This is a genomic window from Alcanivorax sp. (assembly GCF_019431375.1).
GTDB lineage: Bacteria > Pseudomonadota > Gammaproteobacteria > Pseudomonadales > Alcanivoracaceae > Alcanivorax > Alcanivorax jadensis_A.
This window is the reverse complement of the sequence record NZ_CP080267.1, coordinates 3,452,465-3,464,568: the sequence shown is the minus strand read 5'-3', so window position 1 is coordinate 3,464,568 and position 12,104 is coordinate 3,452,465. Positions and strand designations below refer to the sequence as shown.

Annotated in this window: 11 protein-coding genes; 4 read left to right on the top strand and 7 right to left on the bottom strand. The window is 59.5% G+C overall.

Features of this window, described 5'->3' with window-relative positions:
• Positions 1 to 8 precede the first annotated feature (8 nt).
• On the top strand, positions 9 to 986 hold the full coding sequence (locus tag KZ772_RS16285; RefSeq protein ID WP_290537506.1) for a hypothetical protein: 978 nt from the start codon (positions 9 to 11) through the stop codon (positions 984 to 986).
• Between the two features lie 59 nt (positions 987 to 1,045).
• Here the strand turns inward: KZ772_RS16285 and KZ772_RS16280 are convergent, their stop codons facing one another.
• Together KZ772_RS16280 and KZ772_RS16275 are read right to left on the bottom strand one after the other, a co-directional pair.
• Positions 1,046 to 1,540, bottom strand: coding sequence for a nucleoside triphosphate pyrophosphohydrolase family protein (locus tag KZ772_RS16280; RefSeq protein WP_290537505.1), 495 nt, complete (start codon positions 1,538 to 1,540; stop codon positions 1,046 to 1,048).
• Positions 1,527 to 2,492 (bottom strand): alpha/beta hydrolase, encoded by a 966-nt coding sequence (locus KZ772_RS16275; RefSeq protein ID WP_290537504.1) that lies wholly within the window; start codon positions 2,490 to 2,492, stop codon positions 1,527 to 1,529. Before KZ772_RS16275 ends, KZ772_RS16280 begins: the two co-directional genes overlap by 14 nt.
• 274 nt (positions 2,493 to 2,766) lie before the next feature.
• On the opposite strand from KZ772_RS16275, the gene KZ772_RS16270 reads away from it, so the two are divergent.
• Both KZ772_RS16270 and KZ772_RS16265 read left to right on the top strand, forming a co-directional pair.
• On the top strand, positions 2,767 to 4,254 hold the full coding sequence (locus KZ772_RS16270) for an adenylate/guanylate cyclase domain-containing protein (RefSeq protein ID WP_290537503.1): 1,488 nt from the start codon (positions 2,767 to 2,769) through the stop codon (positions 4,252 to 4,254).
• Positions 4,247 to 5,257, top strand: a complete 1,011-nt coding sequence (locus tag KZ772_RS16265) for a hypothetical protein (RefSeq protein ID WP_290537502.1) — start codon at positions 4,247 to 4,249, stop codon at positions 5,255 to 5,257. The genes KZ772_RS16270 and KZ772_RS16265 overlap by 8 nt, the downstream gene beginning before the upstream one ends.
• Before the next feature lie 93 nt (positions 5,258 to 5,350).
• On the opposite strand, the gene gspD is transcribed toward KZ772_RS16265, so the two are convergent.
• From gspD to KZ772_RS16240, 5 genes are all read right to left on the bottom strand, one after another.
• Entirely contained in the window at positions 5,351 to 7,405 is a 2,055-nt protein-coding gene (gspD, locus tag KZ772_RS16260; RefSeq protein WP_290537501.1) for a type II secretion system secretin GspD, read from the bottom strand.
• An 11-nt stretch (positions 7,406 to 7,416) separates the two neighbouring features.
• The gene (gene gspC, locus KZ772_RS16255) at positions 7,417 to 8,283 is read right to left on the bottom strand and encodes a type II secretion system protein GspC (RefSeq protein WP_290537500.1); all 867 of its coding nucleotides are present in this window, start codon (positions 8,281 to 8,283) and stop codon (positions 7,417 to 7,419) included.
• Positions 8,284 to 8,384: 101 nt separating this feature from the next.
• Entirely contained in the window at positions 8,385 to 9,119 is a 735-nt protein-coding gene (gene gspN / locus KZ772_RS16250) for a type II secretion system protein N (RefSeq protein WP_290537499.1), read from the bottom strand.
• Between the two features lie 8 nt (positions 9,120 to 9,127).
• Positions 9,128 to 9,655, bottom strand: a complete 528-nt coding sequence (gene ssb / locus KZ772_RS16245; protein WP_290537498.1) for a single-stranded DNA-binding protein — start codon at positions 9,653 to 9,655, stop codon at positions 9,128 to 9,130.
• A 105-nt stretch (positions 9,656 to 9,760) separates the two neighbouring features.
• Positions 9,761 to 11,128: an MFS transporter gene (locus KZ772_RS16240; protein ID WP_290537497.1), complete on the bottom strand. Its 1,368-nt coding sequence runs from the start codon at positions 11,126 to 11,128 to the stop codon at positions 9,761 to 9,763.
• 241 nt (positions 11,129 to 11,369) lie between these two features.
• Between KZ772_RS16240 and KZ772_RS16235 the strand changes: the two genes are divergently transcribed.
• Entirely contained in the window at positions 11,370 to 12,020 is a 651-nt protein-coding gene (locus KZ772_RS16235; protein ID WP_290509083.1) for a response regulator transcription factor, read from the top strand.
• Positions 12,021 to 12,104: the final 84 nt, after the last annotated feature.

The following is a 12,104-nucleotide window of genomic DNA, read 5'->3' as shown; positions in this document are numbered from 1 at the left end:
AGCCCCGCATGATTCCCTACTACGGCCTGCAGGCCCCCTCCAAAGGCGGCCACTACGAATCCTGGTTTGTGCGCGCCAATCACCCGCACAAACCCCAGGCCATCTGGATTCGCTACACTCTATTCCGCGCCCGGGATCAACGCCCGGCCCTCGGGGAAGTGTGGGCGGTGTGGAGCGACGGCGTCCGGCAGCAGACTCGTGCGTTCAAGGAAGAATTTCCCCTGGAGCAGTGCCGCTTCAGCACCTCACAGATGCAGGTGGACGCTGGCGACAACCACCTGCAACCTGGTGCTCTGCAGGGGCTGCTGCAGGGGCGGAACGGCCAACTGAGCTGGGATCTGCACTATGATGACGGCGAGTCACCATTGCTGTTTCTGCCGGAGAGTTTCTACAGACGCCCCCTGCCCAAGGCCAAGTCTCTGGTCAGCCGCCCCCATATTCACCTCAGCGGTAGCCTTATCCTGAACGGCGAAACGTTCGTACTGGACCGGTGGCCAGGCAGCGAAAACCATAACTGGGGCAGTCAACATACCGACCGCTATGCCTGGGGCCAGGTAGCGGGCTTCGATAATGCCCCGGACGCCTTTCTGGAATGCGCCACCGCCCAGGTGAAGGTAGGCCCACTCTACAGTCCTCAACTTTCCATTGCCGCCCTGCGACTGGACGGGGAAACACTGCTGTTCAACAGCCTGTCACGGGCGCTGCGTGCCAACGCCCACTACCGCCCTTTCCAGTGGACCCTGCAGACCGGTAACGGTGATACCCGTTTAAACATCAGTATGGCCACGATGGCAGACCGGGTGGCTGCCCTGACCTATTACAACCCGCCAGGGGGCAACAAGATCTGCCTGAACAGCAAACTGGCCGGCGTCACCGCCACCCTGTCCCGGCGCGGGCAACCGGAACGGGTGCTACACAGCGCCCATGGTGGCGCGTTTGAAATTTTGACTGATCGCTTGCCTGTGGGGATGGCGTTGCAAGTCTAAGCGCCAGCCTTTGGCAAGCCTCCAACGCTCACAGCCCGGAGCATCGCCGATCACGGCTGCTATTCCGGGTCATTGCCGCCCTGCCGGGCCAATACCGGTGCCAGCGCCGGCGGAGAATAGGCCGGCCCCTTGAGCACCTTGCCGCGCTCGTCTTTCACCGGCCTGCCGTCGGCACCCAGCTTGCTCATGTTGCTGCGATGCACCTCCGCGCAGGTGGCATTCAGGTCGATGCCGAAGGTATGGCCGGCGCCATAGGTCACATAATTGATGTCGGTGAGCGCATCGGCCACTTCCACCAGGTCCACGCGAAAACCTCTGAGCGATGCCAACTGCTCTCTGGCTGCCGCCAGAGTATCGAGAAACGCCTGTTGATCCTTATCCGGTTGCTGGCAGGTGGCCTCGGCCAGTTCGTGAAACTCCTCCAGCAACAGGGCCAGACGCAGGCGGATGGTGGCATCATCAGGCACCACTGGCTGCGGCTCCACCGGCAGGGAAAACGCGCGGTGAAACTCGGCCACCCGGTGAAAATTACTGGTTTGTTCAGCCTTTGCCATCGACTTCCTCCAGAAAGGCGATCATCTCACGGTTCACTTCCGCCGCCTGCTCCATCTGGATCCAGTGCCCGCACTGGTCCAGCATCACCGTGCGCAGATCCGGGATGTAATCGGGCATGCGTTGCAGGGCCTTCTGACTGAACACGATCACCGGGTCCTGCATGCCGCCGATAAACAGGGTGGGCATGGTCAGCTGCCAGTTGTCGTCGTCCCGGCTTTCCTCCCAGGACGCATCCATGGCCCGGTACCAGTTGATCGGTCCGGTAAAGCCGCTGTGCTGGAACCGCTCCACGTAATAGGCCAGGTCTTCCTCACGCATCCAGCGCGGCTGTTGCTCGGGGGTCGGCATGGATTGCAGGAAACCGGTGTCGTCCGGAGCCACCCGGAAATCGGCGATACCATCCGCAGACAATCCGTGGAAGATCTTGCGCAGGCTGGTGGGCACATCCGCCTCCAGCTCCTGCTCAGGCAGTTGCGGCTTCTGGAAATAAAGCATGTAGAAGAAGCGGTCTTCGAACAGCCGCCGCATTGACTCGGTGGGTGCCTCCGGGGCAGGCCCGCCATAGGGCACCGACATGCCGATTACGGCACGAATCATTTGCGGGTAGCGGCGCGCCACCTGCCAGGTCAGTGCGCACCCCCAGTCATGCCCGACCAGGATTGCCGATTCATGCCCCAATGCCCGGATCAGGGCGACCACGTCCTCCACCAGCACGCTCTGACGGTAACTATCCGCCTCCGCCGGGCCTCCGGTGTAGCCGTAGCCGCGCAGATCCGGCGCCACCGCGTGGTAACCGGACTGGGCCAGTACCGGTAACTGATAGCGCCAGGAAGCCCAACATTCCGGAAAACCATGCAGACACAACACCAAAGGGTTTCCCGGCTCCCCAGCCTCCGCTACAAAAAAATCCAGGCCATTGGCAGCAAGCTGCCGCTCACGCATAAATGCCATACTCTCTCTTCCCGATTCCAATTCAGCCAGTCAGCATAGACAACTACTTACCCGGCACGACGAAAGTGCTATTGTTAGCATATTCGTTTGACCATTGTTGTGATTCAGCATAAGCGCAAAAAGAACAAGAACTCTGCGCCACTGCCGCGGTCTTAGCCGACGCAGCGCCATTCCGGGCCCGTTAATTCGCCCGGGGCGGACTGTGAATTTGACAGCATGGTCCGCCGCTGACAAGCGTGCAAAGTGACCGTTACGACTCAACCAGGGACGCATCGTGACAGAGCCGCAAGGACAAGCCAGCCCCACGAAGCCCTCCCGCATTGGCGGGTGGCTGGCTCCCTATGTGCCTGCTTACTTTCCAGTAGCCTGGAAGCTGGGGCTGTCCATTTCCCTGCTGATCCTGTGTGGCATGACCATTCTCGGCTCCCTGCTGCTCAACAATCAGCTCGACCGCATGCGCGACCAGGCGGACACCTTCGGTGAAGCCATTGCCCTGCAGCTGGCCAACACGGCCCGGGAGCCCCTACTCGCCGATGACACCTTCCTGCTCAAGGTCCAACTCAACAACCTGACACGCAGTGAGAGCGTGCGCGGCGCCGCCCTGTTTGATCGCAGCGGCAACCTGGTCGACAAGGCCGGCATTTTGCCCCTGGCCGCCGATCCGCTGGAGGAACAGATCAAGCGCTGGGAACTGCAGAACGAACCGGTAACCACCTACTATGCTGCTGTTGATGTGGGCGATACGGTAGCCGGCTACACAGCCATTTCCCTGTCCGACCGCCCGATCATGGCCGCCCGGGAATCAGTGCAGGACACCATGATCAATGCCACGCTGATCATGAGCGTAATCGCCATCATCGCCTCGTTCCTGATCAGCCGGCGATTGGCTCGCCCCATTCAGGATCTACTGGAGGCCACCAGCGCCATGCGCCGGGGAGACCTGAATTATCGAATTCAGGATCGTCGCAATGATGAAATCGGCGGTCTTATCGAAGCCTATAACACCATGGCCCACGGCATGCTGGAAAAAGACCAGGTGGAACAGGTACTGAAGCGTTTTGTCAGCCCGTCGGTAGCACAGAACATGATGGCGGACCTGGACCAGGTCCAACTGGGTGGCCGCGATGTCCATGCCACCGTGGTGTTTGCCGATATAGTCGGCTTCACCCGGCTGTCGGAAACCCTCCCACCGGATGCCATCGCCGACATGCTCAATGTGTATTTCGATGCTATCACCACCGCCACCACCTTTTACCGTGGCACCATCGACAAATATATGGGCGACTGCGCCATGATCGTATTCGGCGTACCCGAGAAGGATGACGAGCACCTGTTCCACGGACTGTGCTGCGCAGTCATGATTCAGAGAATGGTGGAAAGGCTTAATGAGCACCGCCGTGCCCATGGCCACACCACAGTGGAATTCCGTATCGGCATCAATTCCGGCGCCATGTTGGCCGGCAACCTGGGCTCGCGGGAGCGCATGCAATACACGGTGGTTGGCGATACCGTCAATCTGGCATCGCGCCTGTCCAACATGGCCGGTGGCAACGAGATCATTGCCGCCTCGACACTACTGGCCAACCCCAACATCGCTTCGCGGGTTCGCGCTACCGAGTACGGCGCCATGCGTATCCGTGGCAAAGCCGAACCGGTGAGCACCTTCCGCATCGATGGCGTTCACGCCCTGTCGGAAACGCTCATGGAACAACGTATTGCCCAATTCCTGGCAAAACTGAATACGGAGTCGCAACGTGCGTAAGGCTGGCCTGGTGATGGTAGCCCTGCTTGGTGGCTGTGCCACCCTGGGGAACCCGGAGCGCCGGGTCAGCGAGGCCCTTGCAGAAGGCAATTACGCCCGCGCAGCCGCTATCATTGAAGATACTCACCCCGCCCATGATCAATATCCTCTTCTGCAGGAGCAATACCCGGGCATCATTATGGCAAGCCACCAGTATCGCCAGCGCCTGATTCTTGAAGCCGGAGCCATGAGCCGCGAACAACACTGGGAGCAGGCTCATACTCTGGTGAAGAATCACCGCCACAAGGTGGTAGATCCCTCCGCACTGGATGAAATGCTGACCGCCCTGAACAGCCTGGAAGAACACCAGTTAAACCAGGTGCTGGCTGAACGGCGACGTGCTCAGGCCCAAGCCCTGCAGGACAGTGCCGGCCTGACAGAAAAATTAAGCGGCTTCCACTTGCCTCGCGCCAAACAGGAACAGCAGCAGCTAGCAGAGGAACGGCTTTTTGTGGCAAACGATCTGACACGTCTGGGGGAGTATTTCGCCCAGCGTCAGCAATGGCTGCTGGCCCGCGACCTGCTCAGCACCGCTCACCAACTGACGCCAGATCAGCCTCCTTCTGCGCAATTGGCCAAAGCCCAACAGATTCTCAATGACGCCAGCCAGCGAGCCCGCGCCCGACACAATCGCGCTCTGCTTACAGAAGCGGATCAGTTGATGGCTCGTTATCAGCGCAACGGCCAGCTGGATTCATTGCTTGCTGCCCGCAGCTTCCTGAATAAACACCGGAACAACCCGGCGCTGGCCGATCACCAGAAACGCCTGGAGCAATGGGCCCGACGCCGCTTCAGCGAAGAAATGAATACCGGCGAAGCTCTGTATGCCCGCGGCCAGTATCGCGAAGCCTACAGAATCTGGAAGCAGGTAGCGCCGCTCTATCCTGATAACGAAGAACTGAACAAAAAACTGGAGCGCAGCCGCCGGGTCCTTGCCAACCTGCGAAACCTGCAAGACAACTAACAGGGCAACGCCTGCATACGGCCGGACACCCCTGTGCCGGCAGCAAAAAAAACGCGCCATGATAGGCGCGTTTTTCTGCAACCCTTTACGACACTACTCCTGCTCGGCGCCCTCGACCTCAACATCCTGTTCAGGTGCGTTTTGTCGGGCGTCATAGGCATCCCGGTATTCCTGAGAGATTTTTTGGCGACCTTCGAACACCTGCTCAAGATTGACCGGCAGCGGGTTACGCACCACTTGCTCCAGTTGGCCCTTGCCATTCAATTCGAACTGCAAGGCGGTAATGCCCATGTATTTCTGTCGGGTCATGCTCAACAGTCGTTCATTATCCGGCAGGATAGTCGGCCGCAGAAAGACCATCAGGTTACTTTTCTCTCGCGAATTGCTGGTTGAACGAAACAGGATGCCCAACAGGGGAATATCACCCAGGATCGGTACCTTGCGTACCGTCTTGGTAATATTGTCGCGAATCAAGCCGCCCAGGGCGATGGTCTCGCCATCGTCCGCCAGCACCGTGCTTTCCAGCTTGCGCGTGGTGGTAACGATATCCGCCGCTTCGCCCACGGAGTCCTTTACCTGGGAATTTTCCTGCTCCAGCTCCAAACGGATGGTGGACAAGCCCGCCACATGGGGAGTGACCTTCAGGCTCAGACCCACATCTTCGCGCTGGATGGTCTGGAAGGGGTTGGACACGCCGGAACCGGTGCTGGTGCTGGTGCCGGTAATGAAGGGCACGTTCTCACCCACCACAATGGAGGCTTCCTGATTATCCAGGGTCAAAATACTGGGGGTGGAGAGCAGGTTCACATCGGTGGAAGTGGACAGGGCCTGAATCAGCGCACCCCACTTCAGATCGCCATTGGAGTCCTCTTCCCCGAAGCCCATGGTAATGCCATCGCCGAGGGCCAGACCTGACGGGTCATCCGTGGCCAGGGCCTGAACGATAGAGTTGATGGTGAGGCCCGCGTTGCCAAAATTGATCGCACCGACGCCGCTTTCATCACTGCCTGCCACATACTGAAAGCCCAGCGCCTTACCGGTATCCCCGGACACTTCCACGATGGCGGCTTCGATAAGAATCTGTGCCCGGCGCACATCCAGCTGACTGATCACCGACATGATCTCTTTCATCATTGCCGGTTCTGCGCGTATCACCAGAGCATTGAGGGATTTGTCCGCCTGAATGGACACTTTGTCTCCGGTAATGGATGCCGCGGCGGCCTTACCGTCGGCGCCTGGCTTGGCGGCGGAGGCGCCCTCGGCAAAATTTTTCAGCAACTCGGCCAGCGCTTCCGCATCACCGTGGCTGAGCCGTACCACCTGCACACCACCAGTGGCACTGGCTGGAGTATCCAGATTACGGATCATCTGCGCCATGCGCTGGCGAGTAATCCGGTCACCCTTGATGATCAGACGATTGGTACGTTCATCTGCCACCACGGTAACGCCACCATCCTTGGTCTTGCCCCGGCGACCACCAGTCTGGGGGGTCAGGCTTTCCAGCATTTTCACCATGTCGCCGGCAAAGGCATGCTCCAGCTTGATCACCTGTACGTCCTCGGACTCGGCATTGTCCAGGCTGGCGATGATCGCTTCCATGCGGCGAATATTGTCCATGTGGTCACTAATGATCAGGGCATTGGCTGAACCCACGGCCGCCAGATGACCGTACTGGGGCACCAGCGGACGAAGCACCGGCACCAGCTCCTCCACCGGTGAGTTTTCCACCGGAATCACTCGGGTCACCAACTCTTCGCCACCAGCTTCGTTCTTGCCCACCAGCGGCAGGTTACTTTGCTTGGCGGTGGTATTGGGAACGATCTTGATAATGTCGCCGGAAGGCACCGCCGCGTAGCCATGTACCTGCAGCACGGACAGAAACAGCTCGTAGACTTCCGCAGCAGTCAGCGCCTTGGTGGATACAACGGTGACATCCCGGGCACGAACGCGAGGATCGACCACGAAGTTCTTGCCGGTCATCTCGGCGATCTGGCTGATAAACGCCTGAATATCCGCATTGCGGATATTCACCGTCCAACTCTTGCCATCTTCACTGGCCGCAACCTGGGCCTGGCCGGTAAGCGCCGCTGCTGACAACAGCACCACAATCAGTGTTCGAAGTGCCGAGGCTTTGAAAAAGGACATCATAAAACCACTCACTATGGCGGATAATTCACGGTGAATTGCTGATCACCCCGCTGCACCACGATACTGGCCTGCCGGGTTTCCTGAAATGAACGCAACGCAGCCAGATCACCCTCTTCCGTTCCCAGCCCGTGGCCATTAACAGAGAGAATGACATCATTGCTTTTCAAGCCAACCTGACTGATCAACTGCTTGGGCGCGCGCCTACCCAGCTGGTAGCCTTGATTGTCGCCTTCGGCCACCGGCGTCAGCCCTAACTGGCCTATAATGGCCTTACGCTGACGCTGCATGTCTTCCTCGCTGCCCTCACTCACGGCCTGCTCATCAGCCGGCCGTTGCACCGGTTCGGCACGGGATTGGACCTGACTGACACCGCCCAGGGAACTGTCAGACCAGCGCAGGGTTTCCAGACGCCCGGCCCTGCGCAGGATTACCCGGTCCGGGTAGACCTCTTCCAGGCTGGCATTACCGGGAATACTGTCGCCGATACGGTACAACTCACCTTCCTTGCCCTTTTCGGCAATGATGGCGGAGGCCTTTGCGGTATCTGCAGTCTGGAACACGCCAAGCAACTCCAGGCGCAGGCGGGTTTCAGGGGCGTCGGTGGGCTTGTCTGACTGGGTGGCAGCTTCCTGCTCGAAGTTTCCGAACAATTGCCAACTATCTACCTGGGACTGGCTCAGACTAACAGTCTGGCCGGCAGAGGAGACCTGTAAGCGGGTCTTGCTATTGGAAGGAATCGGCTCGCTGGGTCCGTACCACAACAACCAGAAGGTTTGGGCCAGCACAAAGGCCAACGCGATAACCAGCAAAACGGCAACCAACCAGCGCACCGGCTTGCCCCACTGCTGATACTGACCCCACGCTGCCCACTGCGACATAACTGTCCGCTCTTCCTTTATCGTTATTACCGGACTGAAGATACCGGATTTTAAGGCAAATTATTGCAATATAGTGTTACTGAAACTGGGTTTTCTGCTTCTCAACCCTGACTACGTTTTAGCGAGAACGGTTGGGACATCTGGAATACCACATCATCCGGGCTACCGCCCTGGCTGACACCAAGCAACAACGGCCACGCACGCATCACTTCCAGATGGAAACGACCTTCACTGATGCGTGCATGCATCAGACGCTCTCCCTGGGGATCTTTCACCCGCAGCGTGGGCACCTGGCCCTCCATGCTCAAACGCCCCTGTAACTCCGGCACCGTGGCGGAGCCGTTATTCCCCCAGGTCACCGTACCGCCAGTGTAGTCCAGAGTACCCTGCAGGTTACCGATCGTGTCATCGGCAATCCGCAGGGACATCAGCACCGCATCCACCCGGCCGTCGGCGCCGCCCTGGGGAACATGTTCCGCCACCAGCGCCACCGGCAAGGACAGGCGCGCCTGCTCTACCTGCCAGTCACCCCAGTCCGCGCCGACCCAGCCTGACAGGTTCGCCTGTTGCCCCTGATCACTGCGCAGGGCCAGTTGCGCGCCCGGCACCAGGCCGTGCCAGTCCAGGGTCCAGTCCAGCGAGCCCTGCAGCTGCTTCCAGCGCCAACGGGCCTGGCCCTGCCACCAGCGCCCACGGGGCTCGGACAGGGTCAGCGCAGCATCGGCCAACCGCACGGCAGGGACTCGCTCCACTACCACGGCGGCAGGCATGCTGACAGTCAAGAAAACCAACAAGCTGACAATGAAGACCAGTGTCAGCGTCAAAGTACGAGGCATGGCGGTTCTCAGAACGGGATATCGTCGTCGAAATCGTCCGCCGGGCCACTGAAGCCACCCTGATTCTGGCTCTGGCCGGAGGGCTGATTCTGCTGCGGTGCAGCACTGCCCCCACCACCGTAGTTCTCATTCTGGTTCTGGTAACCACCCTGATTACCCTGGGACGCATAGCCACCACCCTGACCACCGCCGCCGTCACCACGGCCATCCAGCATCTGCATCTCGTTGGCGACGATTTCAGTGGTGTAGCGGTCCTGGCCATCCTGGCCCTGCCACTTACGGGTACGAATGGAGCCTTCGATATAAACCTTGGAGCCCTTCTTCAGGTACTCACCGGCAATCTCGCCCAGCTTGTTGAAAAATACCACCCGATGCCATTCCGTGCGTTCCTGCATCTGCCCGCTCTGCTTGTCTTTCCAGCTTTCGCTGGTGGCCAGCCGAACATTGGTGACAGCGCCACCACTGGGCATGAAACGGGTTTCCGGGTCAGCCCCCAGGTTGCCAATCAGAATTACCTTGTTAACGCCGCGCGCCATGTTTCTCTCCGTGACTCTCAGGGTCAGTACTGTTGTAGCCGGCGATACCCTGCCAGGTAAATCACCGGTTTCTGAAATGCATGTCAGATCAAGCCAATCATTGTGTCAGCTTTGCCCGGCGCTCGCGAGTCCCGCAAGTCGGGCCTCATCCAGCAGCCCGGCATCTACCTTGAGCAGGGCCAGGGCCTGCTCCTCGACGATCACCGTCTCGACCACACCGGGCACCGTCTGCAGCTCACGGGCCAGTTTCTGCCAGTCCTGGCCCGGCGCCAGCATTAGCACCCGGTTATCCAGTTTCGGCAGCTCCCGCAGCCCCGTCAGCACCACCAGCCAGACCGCCGCCAGCAGTGCACAGCCATAGAAGACGGCTTCAGCGCCTACCCACTGGTACAGCGCACCGCCCAGCTGCCCGCCGACAAAGACGCCCAGAAACTGACTGGTGGAGTATACCCCCATGGCCGTGCCACGAGTTCCCGCCGGCGCCGCACGCCCCACCAGTGAGGGCAGCAGCGCCTCAAGCAGATTAAAAGCAGCAAAGAATACCAACAGAGCCAGCACAAAGTGCCACAGCTCGGCCCCAGCCACCGCCAGAAGGATCTGTGACACCGCCAGCAGCACCACCGCCAGCCGCTTCACCGGCACTGCGCCACGCCGTTCGGCACGGATGATCAGCGGCACCATGGCCACGAACCCGGCCACCAGCACGCCCAGGTAGATCAGGCTGTGGCTGCGCAGCCCCAGCCCAAGTCGTTCGCTGAGCAGAGCCGGCACCACCACAAATGAGGCCGTCATGATCAGGTGCAGGGTAAAAATGCCCACGTCAAAGCGCAGCAATGTCTCGCTGCCAAGCACACGACGGAAACGCACCCTCACCGGCAAGGCTTCACCTTGCAACGCCCGTGGTGCCGGCACCACCATGGCTACCAGCAAGGCAAAAACGCCCATCACCGACGTCATCCAGAACAGGCCGGACAACCCCAGCCAGCTAGCCAGTAGCGGGCCCAGGATCAGTGCCAGCACAAAGGAACCACCCACCGACATGCCGATCAGGGCCATGGCCCGGGTACGGTGCTTTTCGCTGACCACATCGCCGATCAGCGCCATGATCACACTGGCAATAGCGCCGGCGCCCTGCAGGGCGCGCCCGGCAATGACGCCATGGATATGATCACTCATGGCCGCCACCACGCCCCCGGCCACAAACAACAGCAGACCGATCAGTAGCAGCGGGCGCCGCCCGAAACGGTCGGAGAGCATGCCAAACGGAATCTGAAGCAGGGCCTGCATCAGCCCGTAGGCACCGATGGCGGTACCGATCAATAGCGGTGTCGCACCTTCCAGAGATTGCCCGTAGACCGCAAAAATCGGCAAAATCATGAACAGGCCGAACATCCGCAGCGCGAAGATGGTCGCCAGATAGCCGGTGGTTTTCAGCTCTGTTCGCTGCAGGACACGGGAAGAAGATGCCGACATGAACGCTTGTTGCTCCAGAAACGGGAGGCCGCAACGTCACGGCCACTACAAAAAGGCGGGCAGTGTATCAGATTCCCCACCGGGCCGGACCAGGACACAGTGCCCCACTTTGGCGCTCCGAGATCGTGAAATCAGTAAAACCGGGCAATGGTAAATTGAACCCCGGTCAAAGCGGTGATAAATTCACACGCTGATAAGTTTTTTTTCTTAGGCTTTGCCTGAGACATCATGGACGGCATCGATGAACAGCCAACAACAAACCCAGCAAGTTTACGTAGTAGGCAGCCAGCAACTGCAAAATGCCCTGCTCACCGAATTTCTCGTCAAGGAAGAAGTGGCTAGCAAGAGCATTCCCTCGGTAGAGACCATCTCCGTGGAAACCCTACGGGAATTTGACCAGAACCTGTTTCTGGTGGATTACCACAGTGTCGACGTGAACGAGGTGATCGCCCATCTCCTGGAAGCAGATCAGGAAGTGGAAAACGACGTTCTGATTGCCCTGTTCAATGTGGACAGCGACGATTCGCTCTCCCGCCTGGCCGGCCTGCCCATGGTCAATGGCGGTTTTCAGCATGACTGCCCCCAGGCACTGCTGAGCAAAGGCATCAAGGCAATTTTCGACGGCGAGCTGTGGTTCCCACGCGCCGTGCTGCAGGCCTATCTGATGAAAAGCCGCACTTTCAACAAGACCTTTTCCCGTAGCGAGGTAAACCTTACCGACCGGGAAGTGGAAGTGCTGAAAGTCATGGCCACCGGCGCCAAGAATTCGGAAATCGCCTCCAGCCTGAATCTGAGCCCGCACACCATCAAGACGCACATCTACAATATCTTCAAGAAGATCAACGCCTCCAACCGCCTGCAGGCGGTGAACTGGGCACAAGAGAACCTGTAGCAACCCCGCACGCAACACGCTCGCACGCTTTTTTGCGTGCCCGCGTGAAGCGGGCTGCAGGAAAGCGCGCCTTTCTTTTCCCCT